We start from the raw sequence: 26721 nt of genomic DNA on the forward strand, positions 1-26721 counted from the left end.
TAATCCAAACTCAGGAAAAACATCCCTTTTTAACGCACTTACAGGTATGCGCCAACATGTTGGGAATTGGCCCGGCGTTACAGTCGAAAAAATCGTTGGTTATTCGCAATGGCATAACTCAAATATCGAATTTATAGACCTTCCCGGCACATACTCACTTTCGCCTTATAGTCCCGACGAAAAGGTAGCTCGTGATTTTCTTCTCTTCGAACGCCCCGATGCAGTGTGCATAGTAATTGATAGCATTAATCTTGAAAGAAGTCTATATCTCGTCGCGCAAATAGTCGAACTCGATCTACCCTTTGTCCTGGCACTTAATATGACGGATATCGCCGAGGCAAGAGGTATTAAAATCAATATCAAAAAACTTTCTGTTCTTATTAATGCACCCGTGGTCCCAACAATCGCTCGTAACTCTGTGGGTATAAATGACATTTTATCCCAAATCGTCAATATTGCTGGAAAAGACTACTGCCCGGTTCCTTTAAAATATGGCAAAGAAACCGAAAAAGCAATTCAGCAAGTAATCGAGTGTATTTCTCTCGCTCCCTCTCTGGCCAAAAAATGTCACACCGGACGTTTTATTTCAGCCATGTTGCTTGCAAACGACGTCGAGATAAATAATTTAATCTTTTCCGCTTCGAAAAATAGTAATACAAAAGAAAAAATTAATTCGATTGTAAAAAAACTCGAAGCACGCGAGGGTATCGATGGCGAAACTATTATCTCTAACACCCGGCATGGTTGGGCAAGTGGTATATATCATGAGGTTGTAAAAAAACCAACTCATCAAGAACCTACCGCAACAGATAAAATTGATAGTATTCTACTCAATCGGTATTTAGGTCTTCCAATTTTCGGCTTCATGATGTTCATCATGTTCGCATTGACTTTCGGTTTGGGGAAATACCCCTCCGAATGGATAGAACTCTTCTTTTCATTCCTTGGGAAGCTATTAAATAACGCTTTTACCGCTATCGGCGCACCCAGTATAATTAATTCGCTTCTTATCGATGGTATAATCGGCGGAGTAGGAGGAGTGCTAGTCTTCCTCCCAAATATAATTATCCTCTTCCTCATTGTCGCTATTCTCGAGGATACCGGCTACATGGCTCGCGCCGCTTTTCTGGTCGATAAAATCATGCATGGCATAGGATTACATGGAAAAAGCTTCATCCCTATCATCCTGGGATTTGGATGCACTGTCCCAGCTGTAATGGCAACTCGAACTCTTGAAAACCACGAGGATAGACTACTCACAATCTTAGTTTTACCTTTCGTTCTATGTAGCGCGCGAATACCAGTTTTCGTCCTCCTTTCGAGCGCTTTCTTTGAAAACTACGCCGGCCTTGTTATGTTTAGTATGTATTTTCTAAGCATCCTAGTGGCAATTACAACCGCAAAGGTCCTTAAGCTCCTTTTCTTCCCCGGCCTATCCACTCCGTTCGTTATGGAGCTTCCTCCCTATCACATTCCAAGCCTCAGAGGAATACTAATTCATACATGGGAACGAGCATGGGCATTTATTCGCAAGGCTGGAACTGTTATCCTCGTTGGATCAATAATAATCTGGGCACTTGGATCGATGCCTCCAGGCACCGAATATGCAGGAGAATCCTCATGGGCAGCTGCTATCGGTAAATTGCTCGAACCTTTGGTTAGTCCATTTGGATCCGACTGGAGGGGTGCAGTCGCACTTCTTTTTGGTTTTGCAGCTAAAGAAATAGTCGTGTCAACACTCACAGTCCTTTCAAGTAGCGGCTCCGGTGTGATCGAAAATTCCATCCAAAATGTCTTCACACCACTATCAGCATATGCATTCATGGTATTCACTCTTATTTATACTCCATGTATAGCCACCGTAGCGGTGATTAAAAAGGAAACTCAAAGCTGGAAATGGACTGGATTCTCAGTGGGATTAGGACTAATTATAGCATGGATACTCGCGTTCACTGTCTATCAACTCGGATCCATTATGAATATGAGATAATAAAATGGAATTGATTCTACCAATACTAGCGCTAATTGTCGGATTGACCGTTCTTATAAAAAAAATAATTAACGACGCTAAAAATAAAAAATGCGCTAACTGCCCATTCGAAAAAACTTGCTCAAATAATATTGACAACGAAACCGAAGAAAATATGAAATAAAGGCTGGCGCGGGAAGGGGGTGCGGTTGTTAAGGGGGTTTTTGCTTCGAAAATGGTCTGGTCTTATCAAATTAAAGTAAACATAGCAAAAACCGTGACAGCCCGATAGCAATATCAAACCTCTTCGAGAGGAATAGGACAAATATTCTTCCTTCCACACTTAAGACACATGTCTCCACACCATATCATCTCAAAAAGTGAACCCGCTTTGTCGATAAATTGCCTTTCATCTGTTAAAAAACCAACCTCAAAATTCCTCCTATTCGAGGACTTTGCTCCAATTCCTGCACCGGTAAGATTAGCCGAACCAATATATAATAGCTTATCGTCAGCTAAAAAAGTTTTCTGATGCACCCTTGGGCAACGCCTCATGGCAAATCCCGCTGGCAAGGGTTTTTTCGCCATCCGATGAAGTAGATATTCCGAAGGCACAGCCGAATGCAGTATCCTTACCTGAATACCCCGGGATAGCCTCTGATGAAGAAAATCCAAAAGGTCTATCGAGCTTCTGCCTTTTATTATTCTTATAGCTTTAATATTTGCGGTTGCAATATCGAGTCGATCTTTCGCCTTAACCATTATACCCTCTACAACATGACTATAATGCTCTTCGGACTCGATATACTCAATCATGCTAATCTACTAAATAAAATTTTGTAGGCTTTGTATTAATCGGAGGATAAGTCTGAAGCACCCCAATAATGCTATACTGACCCATTAAAAGCTCAGCGTCAGTCGTTTTTGATAAGCCATCCCATGTTGACCTAAGAACCAATGAATCTCGAGGCGCAAGCTTGTTTCTGCTTATGATCTGAGCACACTTCTTGTCACCAAGAAAACTCCAGATTTCCCCTTTTTTGTTTGATAATAAAAAATCGAAACGGCAGGCATCAGGAAATATCAACTCCACAGAATCTGGCGAATCGTTTTTAACAACCATCATAAATTCAATTGGCGAACCGAGTGCATATGCCGAATCGCTTAAAGCGATTTTCACATCGATTGCCTTCTTTAAATCAGGTTGTTTAAGTGATTCTGACTGATTACTGCAGGAAAGAAAAACAATGGAAATCAAAACCATAACAACTATAAAATGAAAATCTACCCTTCGCAAAATTACCCCTCGAATTTACCCAAAATATCTACAAATTGAGCACTAGTCTGTGCGGTTAAAATCTCCTCACGGACTCTGGGATTATTCATTATCCTGGAAAGCTCGGACAAAATCCTAACATGCTCACCACAATCGTTCTTTGGTGAAACAAGAAGAAAAAATATCCTTGCCGGGCGATGATCTATTGAATCAAAATATACGCCTTTTTCGGATATACCAGCAACAATCTTTGGTATTGATATTTTATCTACCTTGGCATGAGGTATCGCCAACCCATAACCAACACCAGTGCTCATCATTTCTTCCCTCTCGAGAACGGAATCAAAAATCTCCGCGCTGGAATCTATGGAATAAACATCGCAAAGAAGTTGTGTGAGCTCCTCTATTATCGATATCTTATCGGAACTGGTGAGCGGGATTTTAACCGCTCTAGCTGGAAGTTTCTCGTTTAACATAAACCTCTTTGATAAATTAAAATCGCCTGTAAATTTAGACATACCCACTTCATATGTCAAGATAGGTTTATAAAATGTTAAATATAATCTCACATTCGGTGAGTTGACAAAATATAATATATCCTTATTTTTTACGAATATGAATAATCGGCTACTAGAAGTTTTAATTCTCGTTGCAGAAGCTCTGCAACAAAGCAATGACGCTAGTTTGGCGTTATCGGAACAAACCCGAAACGAGCTTATCGAAAAGGGTTTTACCAATGACGAAGTCCAAAATGCTATTCATTGGATCGGCGAAAGACTTCCATTAAATAAAGGGAAAAGAGCGATTAGAGTTCTATCAAATTTCGAGAGGATACATCTAACAACCAAAGGATCTGGTTTACTCCTCAAACTACGAAATCTTAACCTTCTCACAGATGAACATATCGAACTCATTATTGCACGAGCGCTTTTGCTCAACGAATTGCCTATCGATGCTGAAAGTGTAAGAAACATGGCATTCGTCCTTCTTTTTGATTTGAAAAACCATCACGACGGCTTTTCTATGTATGTCGATTCCGATAAAAATGACTTAGAAAATTAAGGCTCAATATTGAATTACTATTATCGCAAAAAGTATTTTAGACGCAATCCGTTATCACAGGGATCGGCAGTTAAAGGAATCGTTGCTATTACTGGAATTGTGTTTCTTCTTCAGATGATTGCTCCTCGGATAACATCGATATTTGCACTCAATCCCTCGCTTGTGCGAAGCGAATTCAAAATATATCAACTTATAACTTACATGTTTCTTCATGGAGGCTTTTTTCACATTTTTTTTAACCTTTTTATTCTTTATCTCTTTGGTCGCGAACTCGAAAGTATATGGGGATCGACTAAATTCCTTATTTATTACTTTTTTAGCGGGATCGGTGCTGGAATTATAACTGTTATGCTTTCAAATTATCCCGTTGTTGGCGCGAGTGGGGCTATTTACGGTTTACTCTTAGCCTATGGCCTCTCGTTTCCCAACCGCACCTTGCTTCTTTGGTTTATCATCCCACTTAAAGCTAAATATGCTGTTATTCTATTTGGGGCTATCGAATTCTTCGCCAGCATGGGTGGTGCAGGGGATGGAATAGCACACCTCACACATCTCGGAGGCATGCTGTTCGGTGGAATACTTCTAGCCTTATGGGGCCTGAAAACTACAAGAAAAGTTAAAAAACAAACTTCTTTCCTAGATGAACTAGGAGGCGGTGCCACCAGTCCGGGCAATGTAGATAGAATTCTCGATAAAGTCCTTCGCGAAGGACCCGAATCTCTTACTCAAGATGAAAAGGACATTTTAATCCGCGCGGGTAAGTTCTATAATCAAAAGCAAAATTAATTTACTATGAGCTCAAAGGTATATTTCATCGAGCAAAATGGTTCGCACTGTTCGATGGCAGAAAGACTGTATAGCTTTCTCGAACAACAAATAGATATGGACTGGATCGCGAAAGGACGCAAAATTGGGATAAAAGTCCATTGGGGAGAGCAAGGAAACGAAACATTTCTACCATCGGATTACGCAACATCTGTCGTTCGTTATTTAAAAAAGCGAGCGTGCTTGCCCTTCGTTTTCGATACAACCACCCTATATAAAGCCGCCAGGAACTCAGTTGTTGGGGCTTTAACAGTTGCTGAAGAACATAACTATGGCTATTCGGCAACCGGCGCACCTTTATTGATTGGCGATGGCCCAACTGGTATAGATATAATCGAGATACCAACCCAAGAGAAGGCCCTTCATTTTCGCACAGTGAAGGTTGCTGCTTTAATCGAGCGGGTAGGAGGGGTTATCACTCTCTCACATTTTAAAGGGCATCTCGCTGCTGGTTTTGGAGCAGCAATTAAGAATATATCGATGGGAATAGCTTCGAGAGCGACTAAACAAAGGATGCACAGCGATGTCGTTCCCGATTTGACAGAAGATAACTGTGTGATGTGCGGCACCTGCGCTCGTGTTTGCCCAGTCGATGCTATCGAGTTGAAGGATAAACCGGTTTTTGATCTTGAAAATTGCATCGGATGCGCCGAGTGTATATCTATGTGCCCAACTGATGCCCTCGACATTAGATGGGATAGCAAGGGTGCAAAATTCTGCGAAAAACTCGTCGAAACCGCCTCTGCTATTTGCAATTACTTAAAACCACGAATGCTACATATAGTAGTCCTCGCTAATATAACACCCGAGTGTGATTGTTTTGGTATTAAGCTTAAAATTATCGCACCCAATATTGGGATTCTAATATCTGAAGATCCGGTGGCAGTCGATGCCGCCGCTTGCGCTCTATTTAATGCCTCGTCGCCCATGCCAAATTCGGGATTATCCAAAAATTGCAAGGATAAAATTTCTGCCCTGCATCCTTCAGTGGATTGGCGAAGACAATTCGAATATGCCCATGAGCTGGGAATGGGGAATAAAGATTACGATCTGGTGAGAGTCTAGCCTAACTGCGCTTCGAATATCTCCAAGAGCTTTCTGGCTATCTGTCCGGCTTTGAAAGGTTTTTCAATAAAACCAGCCAGACCCGAATCTAGCATTTCTTCAGTATCGCGTTCGTCAGCATAACCCGTGACTACAACCACTGGTATATAAGGCCAGTATTCCTTAATTTGTTTATACGTTTGCCAACCATTTAATCCCGGCATCACCATATCCAGGAGAATAACATCGATTTTGGCTTCCTCCGAAGCAAGGAATTCCAACGCCTCCTTACCACTCGAAACCGCAATGGGATAATAGCCCAATTGTGTCAAAATACTCGAAAGGACATTCTGAATTATCTTCTCATCATCCACTATTAAAACACTTCTTTCGCTTGCGGCGATAACCCCTATATCCGCAAAATGGTCGATCTCGGTTGTATCCATTTCAATGATTGGAAACAGAACCCTTATCTTTGTTCCCTTATTGGTTTCACTCTCTATATCAATATAACCGCCATGGGATTCGATAATAGAATAAGTTACCGCGAGCCCCAGTCCAGTTCCCTCTCCACGATCCTTTGTCGTGAAAAAAGGATCGAATATCCTAGGGAGAATAGCCTGATCTATTCCTCTGCCCGAATCGATAACAACAAGCTCGACATTAGGCCCGGGAGCAGTTCCCGAGTGATCGTGAACAAATCGTTCGTCCGCCGAGAAATTCTGGGTTTTTATCAGGATTTCACCACCATCCTGCATAGCCTCTTGTGAATTCAATATTAAGTTGATGATCGCCTTCTTAAGTTGGACTGAATCCCCGTAAATAGCGCCGATATTCTCCTTCAATTGGCTTTTTATCACAATTTTCTCAGGAACAATTTGCCTACAAAAATCTATAGCATTTGTCGCAATATCGTTGACATTAACGATATCGAATCTCATTGTGCCCTGCCTAGCATAGTCTTTTAGGTGGCGTGTAAGTTCCAGAGCCTTTTCGGTGTAGCTTAGCACAGTATTCAAATAGGCTCTAGTCTCTTCGGGATCATCAAGTTTATTTAAGGCCGATTCGCCAGCACCCAAAACACCTTCGAGAATACTATCGAAATCGAGGGCCACACCACCTGCAAAAATTTCCAAAGACTCCAGCTTCTCACTTTGTGTTAGTTGTGATAAAAATCGATTTCGCTCGGTTATATCTCTCACTACATGAATAATAATTTCTTCCTCGCCTTTAACAAGCCGACTCGAAATATCTACATCTCGAAGGTCACCATCATCTCGAAGCATCTTTGTTTCGAAATGAACACTATCCCCCTCTTTAAGCCATGCAAGCTGGCGTAAGGATATCTCTCGGTAGACTGGATCGAAAAGGTTATGAACCGATATTCCTAACAATTCGTTAGCTTTTAATCCGGTTATTTTCTCGGCTGATGGATTACACCTGAATATTCGACCATCGCTTTTAGTAACAAAGATAGCATCGTTGGTATTTTCAAAAAGAAGCTCGAAACAAGCATCGTGGTGCTTTGTCTGCGTTTTATCTGGGTTTTCAATAATAATGAGCTTTTTCACTGAATTATAAATATTGGGTAATACAATAACCTCTAGAGGTCTCTCGGCTAAGATTGTCTTAAAGGTTTCTTTTAACATACCGCATTTAAGAGGATTATCGGTAAGAGCCAATCCTTCGAATTCGGTTTCGAGAATCTCGGCTATCCTAGGTCTAGCCATTGAAGAGAACAAATCTTGCGCCGAGGAGATTGTCTGCATTCTTCCCTCAATAAACGACGAAAGTTCCTTATTAGCAAACTCGATTGTGCTATTCCGGACAATTGTTGCCGGTTTATCGATACTAACCGCAAACTTCTTGAAAAGATCGTCAATTTTTTCTTCCGAAACTGCCAGAGAAATATCTATATGCTGAAAGATCATCCTTATTGCCAAACTGTCCTCGAAGAGAGCAGAAGCACATGTAATATTGAACAGTGCAGGTTCCCCATTTTTTTTCATTAAATGGACTTCCGCCGATCCTATTTTGGATTCTTTCTCATCCGAACAAAATCGGATAGATTTCATCGCTATTTCTCTGTCAGATAATAAAAAAAGCTCTTCTACACAAGTAGGAATCGATGTTTCCTTTGAATAACCCAAGTGTTCCTCTACATTCCCTGCCCACTGAAGAATATTTCCGTATATATCGAAATAGATTATTATATCAGAGATGTGTGCATAGTATTTTTGAATCTCTCTATTTATGGTTATTCTGGATGATTTTTGATTTTTGTCAACTCCCTTAGAGTTTGTGGAAATTCTAGTTGGTGAAAATTGATGTGCTGCAAGCGCTAAGGCAATAAACATAATCCACGCTATGACAAGAGAGAGTGGTTGTTCAAGCCCGAGTAAAAACAGTATCGAAGTTGCGACCGAAGAAGAAGCAATTATAAGTATCGTATTTGGGACAAATCCCCCGAACTTTTTATCATTTAAATCGCTATTTTTTCCCAAAGAATCCATCTAACAGCTAATTCTCCTTAATTAGAATTTGGAATTAAAATAGCATATAATATGTAACTAAACAAGTAAAAAAAACAGGATTGTAAAATTCCCATTATAGTTTGACAAAAAGGCCTGTTTATGTTATATTTAATACTGGAGGTGTAATATTGAATATAACTTTTGCTGGTACAGGATCAGGAGTCGTATCTAGTGAAAGAAATACTAGTTGTATCTTTGTTTCGAGTAACTCGGCAAAGATAATTCTCGACTGCGGTGACGGTGCCACGGGTGCTTTGCTCCGCGCCGGAATCGATCCATCAAACGCCGATGCGTTGATCATTACGCACTTTCACCCAGACCATTTTGGTGGTTTGCTCTTTTTAATGCAAACACTCCATTTAAAAAAGAGAACTAATCCTTTCTATCTGTATGTTCCAGAATCGATTGGCTTTGTTAAAGAGATGTTAATCCGAAGCTACATCTTCCCTGAAAGTATTGGTTTTCCTTTAGTAGTGAAAAAAATAAATCCCACAGAAAAGATAAATATTAGCGGAATGGAGATAATTCCTCATCCAAATAAACATATGTTAATTCATAAAGAGGCACTCAATCACCATCCCGAACTCGAAGGACGAGCATATTCACTCGAGGTTTCATCAGGTGACACCCGTATAGCATATTCCTCGGATATCTATAGTCTCGATGACCTCGATTGGGCGCTAAGCTCTAAACTCGATCTACTAATCTGTGAAGCAACACATATAGATATTAATAACCTTGAAGCCTTCATCAAAAAAAGCTATATCGATCTATCAATATTAACTCATATTGATAAAACCACCAGTTTAGAACAATTTAAAATCGCGAATGATGGATTTTCCATCTCCATTTAATATAATTGGAATGTAGATTGCATTGATCGCTCTGATTTATATAGGTAAATAGGAGTTAACAAAAAATGCCAAATATGTCTAATTTCACAGAGGCCTCCCGCGCAATGATCACTCGCGCACGGGAATCCGCGCTTGATAATCGGAACAGCCAAGTCGAACCGTTGCATCTTTTAATCGAGATAGCGGATGATAAAACAGGAATTGGAGCGAAGCTTCTCGGTATGATTGCTATCGATCCATCCGAGGTTTTGCAAAAGGCTAAACAGCAACTTTCGCACATACCGGTTCTATCTCAGCCTCCTGAAGAGATATTTTTCTCGATGGAAATGACCCATCTTCTTGAGAATGCAGAAGCTGAAATCGTTAGATTCAAAGATGAATTCGTATCTATCGAACATATTATCCTAGCAATGGTGAAAAATGACCAGACGCCTGCAGGCTCGATCCTTCGTGAACTTGGAGGTAACGAGGCGTATTTACTTCGCGCCTTAAAACAACTTCGTGGACACACCCGTGTTACAGATGCTACTCCTGAGACCAAATTCCAAGCTCTTGATAAATTCGGAATAGATTATAACAAACTTGCCCAAATTGGAAAGTTGGATCCCGTCATTGGAAGACAGGAGGAGATTCGCCGCGTGATGAAGGTTCTCTCTAGAAGAACCAAGAATAATCCTGCCCTCATCGGCGAACCGGGTGTGGGAAAAACCGCTATCGTTGAGGGATTGGCGCAAAAGATCATCTCGGGCGATGTCCCAGAAAACCTTAAAGATTCGAGATTAATTCAACTCGACCTCGGTCTTCTGATTGCCGGAACCAAATTTAGAGGTGAATTCGAAGACCGTTTGAAGGCTTTTATCAAGGAAGTAATAGAGTCTGAAGACAGGGTAATTCTCTTTATCGACGAAATGCATACTATTGTTGGGGCAGGTGCGGCTGAAGGCTCGATTGATGCTTCGAATATATTAAAACCGCCGCTCGCACGCGGCGAGTTACGGGCTATTGGTGCAACTACATTCGATGAATATCGTAAATATATTGAAAAGGATCCAGCATTAGAGAGGCGCTTTGCCCCGATCATTGTAGAAGAAAACACTGTCTTAGAAACAATATCCATTCTTCGCGGATTAAAGGAAAAATACGAGGTGCATCACGGAGTAACTATCACAGACGATGCAATAATCGCTGCAGCGAAGCTGTCCGATAGATATATTTCCGGAAGATTCCTCCCTGATAAAGCTATCGACCTTATCGATGAGGCTGCTGCAAACCTGCGTATAGACTTATTCTCTCAGCCTTCGGAATTAGATGAGGTTGAAAAAACAATACAACAACTTGAAATTGAGAAAAGAGGGTTGAAAAAGGGCAAGAACACCGAGAAAGTAAAAGCTATAGACAAACAATTAACAGAACTCAATCAAAAACGCGAGACGCTTTCAGCGCAGTGGATTAATGAAAAGGAGATCATCGCGCAGATACGGGAAATTCAAGGGCGCCTCGACAAAGCAAAAACTGAATTGGATCAAGCTGAGCGTGCAGGCGATTTGGAATCAGCAGCGAGAATCAAATACGGTGCTATTATTGCCCTCGAACAAATGCTCGCCGAACAGAAGGGAAGGCTTTCTGAAGCCCAAGAAGATAAAATCTTACTTCGAGAGGAAGTAACCGAAGAGGATATTGCGATAGTCCTTTCAAGTTGGACAAAAATACCCCTCGACAAGTTAACCGAAGCTGAAACTGAAAAACTCCTGCGCCTCGAAGAACAGCTTAACAAGCGAGTAATCGGTCAAGATAGGGCTATCGAAGCTGTATCCGATGTTGTTCGCTCGGCGAGGGCGGGATTAGCCGACCCCAACAAACCTATCGGGAGTTTTATCTTCCTTGGTAGCACAGGTGTTGGCAAAACCGAGCTTGCGAAAGCCCTTGCTGAGGAACTTTTTGATAACGAAGATGAGCTTATTAGAATAGATATGAGCGAATATATGGAAAAATTCTCTGTGAGCCGTCTCGTGGGAGCGCCTCCGGGGTACGTCGGCTATGATGAGGGCGGACAACTCACTGAGGCCGTTAGGAGGCATCCTTATTCTGTAGTTCTTTTCGACGAAATAGAAAAAGCACATCCAGAGGTTTTCAACCTGCTTCTTCAAGTTTTAGATGATGGTCGACTAACCGACAACAAGGGTCGCACGGTCAACTTCAAGAACACCATACTTATTATGACCTCGAACATCGGAAGTAGGATGATTATCGAGAACACCGAGGCCATGACAAAATCGAAAAGGGCAGAGGCGTTTAAAAAAACCGAAACAGAGCTTCGTCTTCTTTTAAAAAAAGAGTTATCCCCGGAATTCCTTAACAGAATAGATGATATTATCGTCTTTAATCCTCTAACACAGGATGATATTACTAAGATAGTTTGTATTCAGTTTGAGGAGTTAAATAAGCGTCTTTCCGAAAAAAATATTAAACTCGAACTGACAGAAAAAGCCGCGCATTTCTTAGCCAAAGAAGGTTATGATCCTTCTTTTGGCGCGAGGCCGATAAGGCGTCTTATTAATCATACAGTTGCTAAAGAGGTTTCTGAGGCCCTATTGAAGGGAGAACTTCTTACAGGGGATTTCGCCAAAATCGACCTAAGAGGAAACAAGCTAGTTATATCCAGAGTATAAAGCACAAGAATTAAAATGCTCTTTTGACAAAAAGGCGCACGATTAGTATAATATTAGTAGATGGGTTTTAAAAGTTGAGCAAAAGGAATAATATTCAATGGATTTCATTGGCGTAACCGGTCCTATAGCTTCTGGTAAAACAAGTGTTTGTCATACATTCAGCGAAATGGGAGCATTACTTATAGATGCAGATAAAATGGGTCATGAATTCCTTGAGGAACCTTCAAATCGGATCAAGCTCCTAGAATACTTTGGAGAAGCTGTCATCCGTGATGACAACACAATCGATCGTGAACGAATCTCCCAAGTGGTTTTTTCAAATCAATCAGCCTTGGAATGGTTAGAAAATCTCACACATCCGCTATTGACAGAGAAAATTTGTTTTCGTATTAAGGAACTCAGGGAAAGTGGATTTCCTGGTGCTATTATCCTCGATGCCGCTATGCTTCCAAAATGGCCTACGGTTATCACCCAATTAGATTATCTTATACTCGTTCAGTCTCCCAGTTGGCAAAGGATCAACCGTTTGGTTCAGGATCGGGGTTACCCACCTGAGCAGATAGAAAAAAGGATGAATTCCCAAGGATCCATCTTCGACAAAATTACACCACAAATAGACTACATAGTTAAAAATAACGGAGACCTTTTGGAATTGAAGGCCAAGGCTGTTAAGGTGTGGTTAGATATTAAACACGGTGGTGCTTAGGATACCGTAAATAAATTTCTAATGAAATATTGATATTCAAATTTTTCACGGCGCGTTGTCACGCGCTTATTTTTTTTTGGCACCATAACCCATTTCCCCGATTTTTCCGGAGCTTCGGCGCTGTCACGATTTTTGCTAATTCCTAATTCGGTGATATTAGTAGCATTTCCTTGCGCAAAAATTCCCTTTACCCTTCCTCTCTGTCACAAAATTTGTGTAAAGTCAAATTTTGCGCCATCGTCTTCCCCCGCGCCAGCGCTCTAGGCAAACTTATTATTTTTGCATTTTTCCAACTGTTTTCATTCATTTCGTTATCTATTGAATTTATTGGCTTTTTTGTATATTATCTGATTAATGGGATATTTGAGATTGGAGTTCTTATGAAGACAAATTCTATACTTTTTCTAATTGGTATTTTCATATTTACAATTGCATCTTCGACACTGTGCAGTCTAGATTCGCTTTTTTCGGTTATGCCTGATATTCATTTGGATCCTGATGCATATAATGATTGGAAGATAGAATATGCCTATGCATTACAAGGCGAAGGGCATTCTGTTATGGAAAGGCCTTCCGAACCGATGGAATGGTGGGTTCAGAACGGTTTTATCTCAGCTTATATTGACGAAGCAACTGGGGAATTCGAAGAGGGTGGCGATCTCAGCGGGAGCGGTTCTTATAGCAATTTAACTTATTCATATCCATATTCTCCGGGCACTGGTTGGATAATCTATTATGTAGATGGTAATACCGGTAAAACCAGCGGCACCTTACCTAACACAAGTTCGAGTTACCTTCTTGATAATACTGCGTATTCAGTGTGGGATAACTGGAACGGGGTTTATATCCGCCAAGAAATTACTACTATGAGCCTTGGGGGCATTCCTAGCGAGAACGAACAAGTCAAATTTAAAACTATTATGAAACCAGCTGATGGTTCATGTCATGAGGTTGGTTGCCTTGTTTTTTACGATACGATGTTGGATACCGATGATGCTGCAGAGATATCTACTGCTTATGGATACACAGGAATTGCGGAAATCTTTTATGGTTTTGGTGTTCCGGCTATTTGGAGGGCTTATGAAGGTGGATATCCGCCAACGCCTTGGTCAATGACAGCCCTTGGGATTCTAATCGGTTTTGAGGCAACAACACCGGATGTTTTTTGGTATGGTTCATGGGGTTCAGCTACGAGCAATGGTTGGGATGATAGCGAATGGGTTGCCGATCTTACCGGCACATTCGGGGATTCCGCTACAATGGTTAAATGGTATCCTCGCACTGTTTGCGAGGGTGACTCTGCGGTTTTTGTAACATATTACGGTATCGGTGAAATTACCGCTGGTTTAGATTTAACAATTAATGCGGGGACACCGGTTTTCGCCACAGGTTGCTTAGGCATAACGCCGAATCCCTTCACTCTCGATGTCCTTATTACAAATCCCGGTGCTACTTCGGCAACCGATGTCGAGGTTTTTATAACTTTACCCCCGGGATTATCGCTAACAGGTGGAACAAATCCGCAATATCTTGGTGAGTTATCCGGTTATGGTGGTAGCCGCCTCGTCTCCTGGTCTATAGCCATAGATTCTTCGGCTTATGGTCACACGGCTTGCTACGATATCGAGGTCGATTGGGAAGAAGGCGGACCGATCATGCGCACATATTGTCCGATTATCCCGAATATTAATAGTTTTTCTGTAGATATCGACGCCGAATTTACTTCCATTTGCAATGGTGATAACTCTCAGCTACGCGCTGTTTTGGATACTGTCGAGGCTCCCGATAGAATCTGGTCTTATCTCTGGAAACCAACAAATTCTTTAACCGACTCAACATCACCAGTTACAAGTGTGCACCCTGAAACATCGACTACATATTGGGTAATCGCTTCTGATGGAATCGATTGCATCGATTCGGCATCAATAACAATTATTGTCAATGAGTATCCTATCGTCGAACTGAAAGACACCACTATTTGCCTCGGCCATTCATGCACTATCACTCCGGATGTTACACCAAATATCGAGGATTACACCTTCATCTGGATACCCGATGGTGATACTACCCGTGAGATTTCTGTTTCGCCTACAACAACTACCAGATACGAGGTGGTCGTTATCTCTCCGGCTGGGTGCTTCAGTTCTGATAGCGCCTATGTTTATGTCATCGAATGCGCATCACCTTGGAGTGTTTTAATCGATCCTTTCGACGGCGCATGGACATCGTGCGCGGATCAAGATATTCGCCTTACTGTCGATGATGAGGGTGAGGTCGACACAATGTCGATAAGGTTTACAGTTAATGATGTTACCTATTCGATAGATCACCAAAATCTCTCTATTTTCGAGGATTCAATCCTAATTTACACTCCCTTGCCGCTTTGGGACGATGGCGACGTTGTATCATGGAGCTTGGACTCGCTTTCCAACGATCTCCGTATCGCGACTTCGCCGTCCGAGCTGCCCGCTGGGACTTTCTATGTCGATCTTACGCCGCCGGATATTTTCCCCATCGCCCCATCGGAAGGCGCCGTTCTCGGAATCACAAGTCCAAGCATATCTTTTTCGGTTACTGATAACCTATCGGGGCTGGATTCTTCCCTTGTGACAATAACAATCAATGAATACACCTTCCTAATAGGGACTCCAGGGATAGATTGTTTATGGCTTGGAGACACACTTCACTGCGTCGCGGAATGCCCCGAACTGGGCGTTTGGTTTTTCGAAACCGATACTGTTTTCGTTCAGGTTAGCGCAGGCGATATGCCTGATTATTGCTCACCTAACCCGGGGTCCTTCTCATGGTGGTTCTTGATCGAGTTGGAAACCAGTTGTAACAGATATCCGAATCCCATCACACCCAATAATGATGGTATAAACGACGCCGCTGTTTTCGATTATCCTGATATGTTTTCTGGTTCGGCCGAGTTGTCTATTTTTAACACGCGCAATATTCTGGTATATCGAGAGAACATCGGCCCCGCAAGCGATTTCAGCGACGTCTCGAATCGGGTATGGGATTGCAAAGACTCAGACGGCAACCCTGTCAGAGACGGTCTTTACATTTATGTAATCGAAAGGGATGGCCGCGTCATTTGCAACGGCACATTAATTATGGGGAGATAATCGAATCAGTTTGATTGAATAGTTTTCTTGTTCGGAATTTAATCCCGCCAGAATAGAAACTTAAATGCCTATTAATCGCAATAAAAACTCCGGCGGAGGGACTCGAAGCGGCAGAACCGCAGCCATCGGGGTTCGAGTCCAGAGACTCATTTAACAGAAAAAAACCGGCCGCAAATCTAATTGTTAAAATAAAAAACTCCGGCGGAGGGACTCGAACCCCCGACCCGGTGGTTAACAGCCACCTGCTCTACCAGCTGAGCTACGCCGGAATTATTAAACTATGTAATTTTGAGAATAATATATATTGCTTCTGAATATGTCAACATTAAAAACTTAAAATATCGGCTAGAGCCGCGTATTTACTTGAATTTACACTACTTATAAAAGATAATTTTAGTTTAGCCTAAAAACCTCAGAGTGTATTCTCGAATGATCTATTCCGATCTCGGTGAGAATATTATGAACCGAATCCATCATCGGTTTCGGCCCACAGAGATAGAAATGAGCGCTATCTAAAACTTTTGCGCAATATTTCTCGATTATACCCATTTCAACATGCCCGACTTCGCCGAGCCAATCTTTCGAGGATTGAGAGAGAATATGGACTACCTCGAAATTTTGCGGAAACTCCACAAATTCATCCAGAAAAATTATATCATCCTCTGCTTTATTTGCATATAATAAAATGACTGGACGACCATCATCAGTATTTCGAATAAAACGCATCATACTCATAAGGGGAGTTATCCCAACCCCACCAGCAATAAAAACAAAGGACGATGGTTCATTATAAACATAACTAAATCTGCCGTATGGCCCGGAAATTCTAGCTATATCACCCGGTTTAGTTTTTCCTATTGTTGATGTATAATCCCCGGATTTCTTTATGGTTGCCGATATATATTCATTCTCTGTAGGTGCTGAGGAAATTGTAAAAGGATGCTCCTCTGGGCGATAACCCGGGCGTTTAAGCGTAAGAAACATAAACTGCCCCGGCCGATACTTGAAAATATCACTATTGACCGGTGTCATATCTAGAGTCCAGACATTATGATTTTCTTTTTTCACTTCGACAACCTGGAATTTATTTCTTTGGATAAAGCCAATAGAATTTTTAAAAATAAAAACAGCTATAGGTATCGCCGTTAAAACCCACCAATAATTCCTCATAGCTCCCGTTTCAAGACTGGAGCCAAGGTTCATCGAATGCACAAATCCCAACAAGATAATAATTAACATTAGCTTATGGAAAGTATGCCATTTATTATAATCGAGTTTAATCTTCGCTCTAAATAGCGCAAACGCAACGCCGATTATAAGAATCAGAAAAGCCAGCTTCCCACAGATAATATAGATATTATCGATAGATAAAAATATCTCGTGAACACCATATTCAAATACCAAAGCCAAAGGATGAACTGCAATTGCAAATAGGCCAATAATGGCCATTCTTCTGTGAAAACGAAGAATTCTATCGAGGCCAAAAACGCGGTCCAAAACCTTAATCCGGGAACCTAAAATGACCTGCATACAGAAAACCGAATAAGCAAATAAAGCGAGTGATCTACCGATAATAGTGAAAAATGGAGTCCTTGCGGCTATCATATCGACAACCGCAAGCCCCATTGGAACAAATATAATTAGATAATAGATAATAAAGAACAGCACCACGAACAAACGGCTATCCAAAGGGCCAATATTCTTGTAATTCTTTATTGTATATGTTTTAAACACAGAGGGCTATTCTTCAGTGCCCTTGGCCGATGGTTTATTATTCATCATTTGTTCATCTACAATAAACTTAAAAGACTTCTTCCCAATTTTATTGCACGAGGCAATAATTTTGAGTTCCATCCCAACGTAAGCATCGGTGATGATATATTTAGCCAACTGAACTTTTTCATCACTCTGGACTTTAAATACTTGTAAGATAATGACTTCGCTGTCTCTCTCTATCTCGATTTTATCGATATAATGGCTCTTGGGATTTTTAACATCGTGAGTAACCTTGATCGTCAACTCCATATTCTCCGGATTGAAATCCACCTCAAAAGCTGATGGGCCATGAGCGAACATTATTCCACAAAAAATAAAAACTATAATAACAGCAATTTTATTCATGCTTTACTCCTTAAAAAAATTAAAGGTTTTCCCTCGTATGTAGTCCAATTTTGTTGCCTTCTGAATCAATGAAAAACGCCACAAAGCCATATTGGCCAATACTTGTTCGAGACACAAGAACCTCCCCTCCGTTTTCGTTAACTTTATCGAGAACAACTTCCAAATTGAGAACTGTGAAATATATTACTACTCCATCGCGTGAAGGAATATAATCCTTCATTTTAACAAGAGAACCACACGAACCGAGCTTTGTGTTATCACATGGAAACCATGCCATCATGTTGTCATCCATAGTCTGGACAGGCATTTCTATCTCGAAGATGCTTTCATAAAAAGCCTTAGCCCTATCCATATTCACCACTGGAATCTCAAACCATCCCACAGGATTATTTTTATTTCTCATATTATCACCAGACACATTTCCCATTTAATTGAACACTGCTATTCTTGTTTTTTAGGGCATGTAGATATGCCAAACACATTATAGACACCACAAAATTGGGTGATAGCTGAGAATATAAGTATCCCCCCCGCTACGATAATCACAATCCCCCAGTATCCCCCACCAAAAAGGCGAAACACGCCTAACGCAAACGCTGCAACACCCATAACCACTCTTGCAACCCTATCCAATCCACAAACATTTTGATCCGGTTTTTTTTTATTCATTCATCTCCTGAATCTTTTTTTCAGCAAGCTCTTGCATCTCATTAGCAGCATCTTTTGGAGTTATACTACCTCCAAGGACTCCCTGATAAGGAGGCCTCATAGCATCCCAAATAGCTCTAAGTTCCGGACGCACTGGCATAGCCTTTCCAACCTCGAGCTGTTTAATCGAGGCCTTAACAATAGGATTTCCTGTGACGATCTCGCTCTCACGCGCCGCAATATTAGATGGAATTGTGCCGAGAACCTTAGTCCATTCAAGCTGAGACTCAGCCGAGGTCAAGAATTGTAGCAACGAGATAACACCTGCCAGTTTAGATTTATCGACGTTCTTATTAATACTGTATCCCACCGGTGAAACCATTGGTGTCGGCCAGATTCCAGTTTTATTAACCATAGGGATTCTAGCTATAGCGAAATCCACTTCGGCCTTCCTGTATCCACCCCAACTCCACGGGCCGTTGATAATCATTCCTGCCTTGCCCTCCTTGAAAAGTGCATCGGCGATGTTATAATCCAGCTCCTTCGGAACGATCTTAGCTGTGTCACGCAGATAAACCAAAAAAGACAAAGCGGAAACTGTTCCTTCTGTATCTAGAGTAGGATTTCCCTTATCATCCATGACCCAACCTCCAAAACCTCCAAGCCACGGAATAAAGAAATAAGGCTCAGTGAAATTCCATACAAGTCCGTATATATCGATTTTCCCGTCGCCGTCTGTATCCTTTGTGATCTGTTTGCCAATTTTTACCATCTCATCGGTGTTCTTGGGTGGCTCAGGAACTAACGAGCGGTTATAAACCAAGCAAAGATGGTTTCCGATCCTATCAGCAATTTGATAAAGCCCCCCTTCAAAACCAACTAGAGCTTTAGGATCAAATTTAGAGAAAAACTGTTCACTAAAAAGGGTATCCATTGGGATAATAAGGTCCATAACCTTGAATGGTCCAACCTGATCCGAGGGTCCATAAACAAGCTCGGGACCTCCACCACCCAAAACCGCAGTCTGGAAAGAACTGCGCAACTCTTCCGTTTCCTTGTATAGCACTGTTACATTATATCCATTCTCCTTGCCCCATACCTGAGCAAGCGAATCGAGAATATCCCCTCCCTCAGGCAACATCTGATGCCAAATGGCAATGGTATTAGGCGAACCCGACCCCCCACAACCAAGCATAAAAACAACAAAACAAACAGCTAAAGCAATAAATATATTTTTCATTATACCCTCCATTGATTAAATCATCAGTGCAACACAATAAACTAAATAACTAACTACAAAAAAAGCTCCTTCGAGGCGATTGAGAGACCTACCCGACTTTACAAAAGGGAACATTGCCACGCTTGCAAACAGCATCATCGGAAAACTGAATTGTAATATATCCAACGGAATTGAAAACGGCTTCATAATTCCCGCCACGCCTATAACAAACAGAGAATTACAAATGTTACTTCCTAGAATATTTCCGACAGCAATGTCGCTTTTATTTTTTATAGATGCCACCGCAGAAGTCGCAAGCTCGGGGAGTGAAGTTCCAAAAGCGATAAGAGTCAGCGCAATTATGGAATCGGGCACGCCCAAGCTAGTCGCGATATTCATCCCTCCCTTGACCGTGGCCCAACCTCCAAATGCAAGCAAGCCTAGGCCAAGAATTACAAATATAATAGATTTGCCGAATTTACTGAATCCTTTTTCGACTATTTTTTCTCTTATATCATCTGTTTTTGAGGAAAAAGAATGAACCAAGAATAATACATACAATAGAATTAGGATTATACCATCGAAACGATTAATAACTCCATCCTGAGCTAGCATCCACAATACTACTGAAACCATTATTACAGTGGGGACATCTTCTCTCAATGCTTTTCTCTCGATAGGAATCGGACGAATCAGCGCGGTCACTCCTAGAATCAGCAGTATGTTGCAAATATTGCTTCCTATGATGTTACCTATCGAGATACCCATTGAATTATTAGCCGCCGATACCACAGAGACAGTTAATTCAGGCAAGCTTGTGCCCACTGCAATAATTGTCAACCCTATAACTATCGGGCGAATACGCGCAATTAGGGCGAGTTCTACGCCGCCTTTCACAAGGCTATTCGCACCAATAAAAAGCCCTAAAAGGCCAAGAAATAATATTGTTGTATCTCCGAACAAGTTTTACATTTCTCCAAACTTGTCCTTAATTGTCATCTTGCCATCCTTTGGAGAAACTGTTATAGCCCTATTCGTTGCAGGAAATTCCTCTCCCGGAATCCATTCACCCTCTTTGCCGGAATTCGTGTATTTATATTCAAGATAAGCACCCTCGGGAAATTCGAAATTGAGGCTCCATATACCATCGCCGGCTTTAGCATCACCATGGGTTCCATCGTCGAACATAGGTATTTGATTCGGTGTCCATTCGCCGAATTCAGGCTGCTCGCCGACTATATATATTTTATCGGATACATCTATATGATTAGCATCGACCACAAAGGTCACGGAAATCTTTTGTCCTCCACCCTTGGTCATAGCGCCACCACCACCCAAATTACCTGAAAGAATCGATTCAAATTGGGGGATATCGGTGTCAATTCCTCCCTTCCTGGCGTAACGATATACATTCGAGAGGTGCGTTCTAAAGGCTTCATCGAAAGGCATATCGCCGCCGGGAGCGCCTTGATCGGCACCATACCACCAGAACCAATCGGAACCTTCGGCAGCGAACATAGCATCCCACATATCGAAAATGGCTTGTTCTTTTTCATTTTTGGGAATTTCATTAATTTTAGGTGGCGTAAGTCCCCAATCGGCTATATCACGTCTAACCTTACCGAGCATATTCCATGCAATATTCTCCTCCTTTTCACCGATCCACGTATCGAAATTGGCGTTGATCCAGCTTCCGGGCCATAGCGGTTCGAGTTCCGGCATTTTTCCTATATCGTGCGCCTCTATACCTCTCTCTGGATTACCAATAATATATTCCCCCGGAGTAACAGTAATTACTCTGCCAAGTTGATGCAATTTAGTCAGTTTTCGGTAAAGCGTTTCGAGGAAATCCTTGCCATCGGGCGAAAGGCGATACCACTCCCATGCATTTTCACCATCGAGTATCACGGTGATAAGCCTATCCTCACCCTCCTTGGCATAAGAAAGCACTCTTTGAACGAAATCCTCGGCAGCCTCCTCCCCCGGTTTGGTTTGATATTTAAATCCGATTCTGTCGGAAAGTTCAGTGTCACGAAAAACGACAGCCAGCATCTGGCCATCGGTTTCTGTATTTTGAATAAGATCGGCATCTACGCGATACGGCCTATATATCGGTTGATTAGGTGGATTTGATTTCTGTAAAACAGCATCCGCAGTTGCCGTCCATAGTAAACCCGCACTGGAAAATATCGACACAACTTCTTCTGACACCGAGCCTTCGCCCGGCCACATCCCCAGTGGCGGATGACCGAACAGTTCCCAAAAATATGCCACGCCTTTATATACTTGAAGCTTCGCATCATCCGGGTATGAGTAGCGTTCAGGGAGCGGTGACCCGGGCTGGCATTTCTTCGCTATATCGGTATCATACAAGAGAGGCAATATTGGATGAAAGAATGGAGTAGTAATAACTTCGACCCGGTTTTCAGCCATGAGCTTTTTGTGTTGTGGGATTATCGAAGACATCACCTTATAGGATTCCGCTACTATTCTATTTGCGTCCACCTCGGTAAAAGGCCTGCGCGCAAACCATTTTCCACCGCGCTTTTCCAAGAGATCTGTTAAATCTATTATTTCTCCTGACACAAGCTGGATTTTACTATCCAGGAAACCGGGGTCGAACCATGCTAGCGCAAACCATACCTTCAACTGAAGCTTCTCCATAGTGGAAAAATTGCCGCCCTTATCTCGAAGAGCCATATACTCTGGGAATCTCTCGATCATAACTTCGGAAATGCTGAAACAGTTCCATGCTCCACCAGTGAGATAATTCTCATCTTTCGGAGTAAACTTATCTGTATCTTTAAGCAACAGGTCGATCCAAGGATCTGTTTTACCAGCGAATTTCTCCCAATATGCCTTTTCATCAACCTTGTTTCCAATTACAACTTGCGAAAGCCTGTCAACATAGTATTCTTTAAGCTGTTTAAGTAAAACGCTCGTTAAATTAATGGTAAGATGAATATCAGGATAAAATTCCAGCATAGCGGCCATGTCGTAGTAATCTTTTGTGGCATGAAGGCGAACCCACGGCCCGCGAAGATAGTCCTCTGAAGGGTCTGCGTAAAGCGGTTGATGTTGATGCCAAATTATCGCAAGGTGAATTTTCGGACCCTCTGGATATTCATCATTTGGATTAACAGGTCCTTGCGCCTTAGCTTCGAGGGCGACATCGCCGTTTTCCTTGAGCACAAAAACCGAGTTCAATCCTCCATAATTATCGTCGATATAGGCCGAGTTTTTGGAGTCGGGCATCCAATTGCCATCAACAACAAATTTGTATTGATGAATCCCCGGTTCCAACTTCAGGACAATAGTCCATTTACCATCTGCGGATTTAACCATGGGATCCGAATCGGGACTCCAGCGGTTAAACCCACCGGTTATAAATACCTCCTTAGCTCCCGATGATCCGAGAATAAATTTGACTTCGCCATCACCGATACCTACAGGTTGAGCAATAATTGCGGAAACGATAAGCATAAATAAAATCACAAAAGCGCATCTATTCATTTTCCCTCCGAAAATGTTGTTGTTTCTGAATCCATATCTTCTTCATGAATTGTATATGGCGTAAGTCCGCCGAGTTTTCGTTTATCATAATCGCTTATCAGTGGTTGAATTAAAACACTGTCATTCCTGAAAAAATTATTCCCTTGGTTATCTGAATATTCGAGCAAGTATCTTAAAACACCCTTATCCCATTGTTCAATCGGGTTTTGAGAGTTCTTTACAACGACTATTATCGAATCACTTCTTGAAAAAGGCTCTTTAAAACTATCGTTAGATTCTATCCCGTTTTCGAATTCGAATCTCCATTTAATTTTTGCAGCCTGTTTTCTTCCGATATTTTTAAGAATAACAGTAGTATATGTCGTCTCGCCAAACAGTGGTTTACCTTCTTTAAGATATCCATCCTGCTTTACTAACTCGAATATTGGAACAACAATAGGCCTATTAGGTATCGAGAGTTCCTTTAAGAGGGCCTTTACACCAAATATTAACGAAAGGACAATGATAATTGCACAGAGTGTTATAATTATAAAGCGAAGAATATAATTATTTTTAAAAATAAACCTCTGCCATTTCTGATTTTTTTCGCCCATTTTCCCTCTCCTATTTAACAATAACCATGCTATTCTCAATGCCATCCTCGAAATCCGTATCGGCGCTGGAGGGATCGATCGTCCAATTTACTCTATCGATAACAAATTTGTATTGATATCTTCCCGGGGGAAGATCGAGTGTTGTTTCCCATATACCATCACTTTCATCATCAAACATCATGCCGATTGATGGATCGAGGATACCTCCGGTATCCTTAGTCCCGCACCAATTATTAAAATTACCGCAAATTTGAACCTGCCTTGCGGCTGAGTTTTCATATTTGAACAAAATGCCGCCATCCACTTTATGAGGTGGAGGCATGCGGTTTTTTATCGAGGAGGTTATAGCACACGATAAAGAGAATCCTATATAGATTAAAATAATAGCAAATAGGAACTTCGTTATTCTCATTTCCATTACCCGTTCGTTAATTTTTGTTTAAAAATCTATCTCCCCACGAAGGCCTATCTGGCGAACATTTTCTAAAGCTTTCCAGGATTCGGCAAACGTGACCGAGTTGTCATTCATGTATTTTTCTACAAACTCACGTCTTCCAGCACGCCAACCATTAGCCATAAGCGGATGCAATCCCCAATATAATTCAAGCCGAACATTTTCTACAGGCATAAACTGAATCCCTGCAAATACAGGGATTGCTGTTTCGTCTATCTCTATCGAGTCGAGAGCATTCTCGCAATATATCTTATGATACGCCACATCGAGGTTGACATACCATTGATCGGAAAGATGAAGGCGAATACCCACTTTAGATAAAGCCTCTCTCTGCTCGACACCCTGCGGAAGTTTCGCGAAAGCCCAATCGTTAAACATATCGAATCCAATAAAATTCCATAGCACTGTTCCACGAGCCCCCACCCCAAACCGGTTGACTTTTCGCTTATTACCTTCGAGATGATCATCCATCGCTTCTATACCACCTCGCGCCCATATCTTAACAGGCAAATCGATATTTACCTGAGCAAAATATGATTCCCACCAAGTGGGATCCATCCCGGGCTCGATCTCTATTGCTTCAATATCGACATGGCCATCATCATCGGTCGATGGAGCTGGCAAGAAAAACACTCCTGTATCTTCGGGGGCGGAAAAAACCTGTGAGGAATATCCTAGTTTGAATCCAACTTCATCGTAAGGATTTACCATAAGGCCTAACCCCGCAAAATGACCATACATTTTGCCAAGCTCGACATCGATAGAACCATTTCCATCACCTGCATCATTTTCGAGATTACCTGCTTGAACCCCTCCATCATAATTATATGAAAGGTATTCTGCCCATATACTGCCCGGTCCTAATGCGATTTTAGTGAAACCGCCCCATAGCAATTCTGAATTTCCAAGCGCAAACCAGTCGCTTTCGGAACCAGTCGAGTCCACCCAATTTTGAAGACTCGGAATATCGAGTTCAGTTAGGGAATACCAAAAAATTCCGGAATCATATCTTAATGCCACCCCTAAATCCAAGGGACCAATCCTCCTTGAAAGGCTTAACCCGAATATATCCGTGCTATATTCAGTATATACATCTTGTTTAAGAAAGGGGTCAATGACGTCCTCGCGAAAAAGTCCATAACGAAGCCTACCTAGATTGTCTAAAAGCGCTTCCCCCGTGTGTTCTTCTGTAGCCCACGATTCAAATCGATCGCAATAAATCGCCCTGAAAGCAACACTGTATATCTCCCCCTTGAGAAATGCTCCACCTGTTCCCAAGCCAAATGGCAATGTTTCTCCCGGCGCGCCCGCAATTATTGATGACCCAATAATCTCCAGCGGATCTCCGATACCGCCAACCGGTCGATTATAATATACCTGTCCCTCTATCGAGTTGCCGACAAGTTCGATTGCGGCGCTGTCTAAAGCGAGCGATGCTTCATAAATCCTTCCAGCATCGCGGGTATCCATATTAATGCCACCCCATGCAGTAACATCGTTACTGATCTTAATCCTAATATATGATTCGAGGCGATGACGCGGCTTATCCAGCCGAAACCTTCCATCGAAATCGCGAGCCCAACGGCTTTCAGCTATTGCTGTGTATTTCCCACCGATATATACGCGACTGTTTAAAAATGTATTCGACACCTTTTCTTGTTCGACATCGACCTCGGTTTTAACCAGCTTTCCCTCTAGGTCAATCTCTATAACCGAATTGATCCCACCATAACCATCGGATTCCGATCGAGGGTTGTCCGAATCGGGTTGCCATGAATCATCGACAACGAATTTATATTCGTATTTTCCCGGATCGAGTTCTAATGTAATCGACCAATTTCCCTCTCCATCGGTATCAAAAGGGTCTGCATTTGAAGACCAGTTATTGAAAGAACCTGCAACCGAGACGCTTCTCGCCGAAGGATTGTAATACTCTAAAACCACACCCTCTTTCACCGCTATTTCACTGAGTCCTTGCGTGGCAGGCGATTCAGCCGCAACGTCCACTGTAAAAACCGAGTTATTACCTCCGTATGGATCGGAGATTTTATCAGGATTATCGGGGTCTTCGATATAGGTCCCATCGACAACGAATTTATATTCGTA

22 protein-coding genes and 1 tRNA gene are annotated in these 26721 nt (G+C 41.9%); 8 read left to right on the forward strand and 15 right to left on the reverse strand.

What is annotated here, in order from left to right; all coding sequences use genetic code 11:
• Positions 1 to 1990, forward strand: a 1990-nt coding sequence (feoB, locus tag KAH81_06760; protein ID MCK5833354.1) for a ferrous iron transport protein B, incomplete at its 5' end; no start/stop codon positions are given.
• A gap of 276 nt (positions 1991 to 2266) precedes the next feature.
• Here feoB and KAH81_06765 read toward each other — a convergent pair.
• From KAH81_06765 to KAH81_06775, 3 genes are read right to left on the reverse strand one after another with little or no spacing between them, the layout of a single operon-like run.
• Positions 2267 to 2785, reverse strand: coding sequence for a phospholipase D family protein (locus tag KAH81_06765; protein MCK5833355.1), 519 nt, complete (start codon positions 2783 to 2785; stop codon positions 2267 to 2269).
• A gap of 1 nt (position 2786) precedes the next feature.
• Positions 2787 to 3266 carry a hypothetical protein gene (locus tag KAH81_06770; protein ID MCK5833356.1) on the reverse strand — a complete coding sequence of 160 codons (480 nt, stop codon included), beginning with the start codon at positions 3264 to 3266 and terminating at the stop codon, positions 2787 to 2789.
• Positions 3267 to 3268: 2 nt separating this feature from the next.
• Positions 3269 to 3721 (reverse strand): PTS sugar transporter subunit IIA, encoded by a 453-nt coding sequence (locus KAH81_06775; protein MCK5833357.1) that lies wholly within the window; start codon positions 3719 to 3721, stop codon positions 3269 to 3271.
• 139 nt (positions 3722 to 3860) lie between these two features.
• On the opposite strand from KAH81_06775, the gene KAH81_06780 reads away from it, so the two are divergent.
• Genes KAH81_06780 through KAH81_06790 form a run of 3 tightly spaced genes read left to right on the forward strand, consistent with a single transcriptional unit; the run spans position 3861 to position 6197 of the window.
• Positions 3861 to 4307, forward strand: a complete 447-nt coding sequence (locus KAH81_06780) for a DUF494 family protein (protein ID MCK5833358.1) — start codon at positions 3861 to 3863, stop codon at positions 4305 to 4307.
• 9 nt (positions 4308 to 4316) lie between these two features.
• The gene (locus tag KAH81_06785; protein ID MCK5833359.1) at positions 4317 to 5093 is read left to right on the forward strand and encodes a rhomboid family intramembrane serine protease; all 777 of its coding nucleotides are present in this window, start codon (positions 4317 to 4319) and stop codon (positions 5091 to 5093) included.
• Positions 5094 to 5099: 6 nt separating this feature from the next.
• On the forward strand, positions 5100 to 6197 hold the full coding sequence (locus KAH81_06790) for a DUF362 domain-containing protein (GenBank protein MCK5833360.1): 1098 nt from the start codon (positions 5100 to 5102) through the stop codon (positions 6195 to 6197).
• On the opposite strand, the gene KAH81_06795 is transcribed toward KAH81_06790, so the two are convergent.
• Positions 6194 to 8689: a PAS domain S-box protein gene (locus tag KAH81_06795; GenBank protein MCK5833361.1), complete on the reverse strand. Its 2496-nt coding sequence runs from the start codon at positions 8687 to 8689 to the stop codon at positions 6194 to 6196. The genes KAH81_06790 and KAH81_06795 overlap by 4 nt on opposite strands.
• A gap of 149 nt (positions 8690 to 8838) precedes the next feature.
• On the opposite strand from KAH81_06795, the gene KAH81_06800 reads away from it, so the two are divergent.
• From KAH81_06800 to KAH81_06815, 4 genes are all read left to right on the forward strand, one after another.
• The gene (locus KAH81_06800; protein MCK5833362.1) at positions 8839 to 9564 is read left to right on the forward strand and encodes a ribonuclease Z; all 726 of its coding nucleotides are present in this window, start codon (positions 8839 to 8841) and stop codon (positions 9562 to 9564) included.
• 74 nt (positions 9565 to 9638) lie between these two features.
• The gene (locus KAH81_06805; protein ID MCK5833363.1) at positions 9639 to 12233 is read left to right on the forward strand and encodes an AAA family ATPase; all 2595 of its coding nucleotides are present in this window, start codon (positions 9639 to 9641) and stop codon (positions 12231 to 12233) included.
• A gap of 97 nt (positions 12234 to 12330) precedes the next feature.
• A complete protein-coding gene (gene coaE / locus KAH81_06810) occupies positions 12331 to 12939 on the forward strand; it encodes a dephospho-CoA kinase (GenBank protein ID MCK5833364.1) in 609 nt (202 codons plus the stop codon).
• A 380-nt stretch (positions 12940 to 13319) separates the two neighbouring features.
• Positions 13320 to 16067 (forward strand): gliding motility-associated C-terminal domain-containing protein, encoded by a 2748-nt coding sequence (locus KAH81_06815; GenBank protein ID MCK5833365.1) that lies wholly within the window; start codon positions 13320 to 13322, stop codon positions 16065 to 16067.
• A 196-nt stretch (positions 16068 to 16263) separates the two neighbouring features.
• Here the strand turns inward: KAH81_06815 and KAH81_06820 are convergent.
• The 11 genes from KAH81_06820 to KAH81_06870 form a co-directional block, all read right to left on the reverse strand.
• Positions 16264 to 16336, reverse strand: a tRNA-Asn gene (locus KAH81_06820).
• A gap of 124 nt (positions 16337 to 16460) precedes the next feature.
• Positions 16461 to 17801 (reverse strand): ferredoxin reductase family protein, encoded by a 1341-nt coding sequence (locus tag KAH81_06825; GenBank protein ID MCK5833366.1) that lies wholly within the window; start codon positions 17799 to 17801, stop codon positions 16461 to 16463.
• A gap of 6 nt (positions 17802 to 17807) precedes the next feature.
• The gene (locus KAH81_06830) at positions 17808 to 18188 is read right to left on the reverse strand and encodes a hypothetical protein (GenBank protein ID MCK5833367.1); all 381 of its coding nucleotides are present in this window, start codon (positions 18186 to 18188) and stop codon (positions 17808 to 17810) included.
• 19 nt (positions 18189 to 18207) lie between these two features.
• Positions 18208 to 18591, reverse strand: coding sequence for a VOC family protein (locus tag KAH81_06835; GenBank protein MCK5833368.1), 384 nt, complete (start codon positions 18589 to 18591; stop codon positions 18208 to 18210).
• A gap of 38 nt (positions 18592 to 18629) precedes the next feature.
• Positions 18630 to 18857, reverse strand: coding sequence for a DUF2892 domain-containing protein (locus tag KAH81_06840; protein MCK5833369.1), 228 nt, complete (start codon positions 18855 to 18857; stop codon positions 18630 to 18632).
• Positions 18850 to 20076, reverse strand: coding sequence for an extracellular solute-binding protein (locus KAH81_06845; protein MCK5833370.1), 1227 nt, complete (start codon positions 20074 to 20076; stop codon positions 18850 to 18852). The genes KAH81_06840 and KAH81_06845 overlap by 8 nt, the downstream gene beginning before the upstream one ends.
• A gap of 15 nt (positions 20077 to 20091) precedes the next feature.
• Positions 20092 to 21018: a calcium/sodium antiporter gene (locus KAH81_06850; GenBank protein MCK5833371.1), complete on the reverse strand. Its 927-nt coding sequence runs from the start codon at positions 21016 to 21018 to the stop codon at positions 20092 to 20094.
• A 3-nt stretch (positions 21019 to 21021) separates the two neighbouring features.
• Positions 21022 to 23568: a hypothetical protein gene (locus tag KAH81_06855; GenBank protein MCK5833372.1), complete on the reverse strand. Its 2547-nt coding sequence runs from the start codon at positions 23566 to 23568 to the stop codon at positions 21022 to 21024.
• The gene (locus KAH81_06860) at positions 23565 to 24200 is read right to left on the reverse strand and encodes a hypothetical protein (protein MCK5833373.1); all 636 of its coding nucleotides are present in this window, start codon (positions 24198 to 24200) and stop codon (positions 23565 to 23567) included. The genes KAH81_06855 and KAH81_06860 overlap by 4 nt, the downstream gene beginning before the upstream one ends.
• Complete coding sequence (locus KAH81_06865) at positions 24172 to 24573, reverse strand: glycogen-binding domain-containing protein (GenBank protein ID MCK5833374.1); 402 nt, start codon at positions 24571 to 24573, stop codon at positions 24172 to 24174. The genes KAH81_06860 and KAH81_06865 overlap by 29 nt, the downstream gene beginning before the upstream one ends.
• Positions 24574 to 24600: 27 nt before the next feature.
• Positions 24601 to 26721, reverse strand: a 2121-nt coding sequence (locus KAH81_06870) for a glycogen-binding domain-containing protein (GenBank protein MCK5833375.1), incomplete at its 5' end; no start/stop codon positions are given.

The sequence above is a fragment of the bacterium genome (assembly GCA_023145965.1).
In the GTDB taxonomy this organism is placed as follows: domain Bacteria; phylum UBP14; class UBA6098; order UBA6098; family UBA6098; genus UBA6098.

Coding starts and splice junctions, on each gene's coding strand:
- KAH81_06780 (MCK5833358.1), top strand. CDS start 3,861: ATGAATAATCGGCTACTAGAAGTTTTAATTCTCGTTGCAGAAGCTCTG.
- KAH81_06845 (MCK5833370.1), bottom strand. CDS start 20,076: ATGAAAAATATATTTATTGCTTTAGCTGTTTGTTTTGTTGTTTTTATG.
- KAH81_06840 (MCK5833369.1), bottom strand. CDS start 18,857: ATGAATAAAAAAAAACCGGATCAAAATGTTTGTGGATTGGATAGGGTT.
- KAH81_06865 (MCK5833374.1), bottom strand. CDS start 24,573: ATGAGAATAACGAAGTTCCTATTTGCTATTATTTTAATCTATATAGGA.
- coaE (MCK5833364.1), top strand. CDS start 12,331: ATGGATTTCATTGGCGTAACCGGTCCTATAGCTTCTGGTAAAACAAGT.
- KAH81_06790 (MCK5833360.1), top strand. CDS start 5,100: ATGAGCTCAAAGGTATATTTCATCGAGCAAAATGGTTCGCACTGTTCG.
- KAH81_06805 (MCK5833363.1), top strand. CDS start 9,639: ATGTCTAATTTCACAGAGGCCTCCCGCGCAATGATCACTCGCGCACGG.
- KAH81_06775 (MCK5833357.1), bottom strand. CDS start 3,721: ATGTTAAACGAGAAACTTCCAGCTAGAGCGGTTAAAATCCCGCTCACC.
- KAH81_06815 (MCK5833365.1), top strand. CDS start 13,320: ATGAAGACAAATTCTATACTTTTTCTAATTGGTATTTTCATATTTACA.
- KAH81_06835 (MCK5833368.1), bottom strand. CDS start 18,591: ATGAGAAATAAAAATAATCCTGTGGGATGGTTTGAGATTCCAGTGGTG.
- KAH81_06765 (MCK5833355.1), bottom strand. CDS start 2,785: ATGATTGAGTATATCGAGTCCGAAGAGCATTATAGTCATGTTGTAGAG.
- KAH81_06795 (MCK5833361.1), bottom strand. CDS start 8,689: ATGGATTCTTTGGGAAAAAATAGCGATTTAAATGATAAAAAGTTCGGG.
- KAH81_06855 (MCK5833372.1), bottom strand. CDS start 23,568: ATGAATAGATGCGCTTTTGTGATTTTATTTATGCTTATCGTTTCCGCA.
- KAH81_06830 (MCK5833367.1), bottom strand. CDS start 18,188: ATGAATAAAATTGCTGTTATTATAGTTTTTATTTTTTGTGGAATAATG.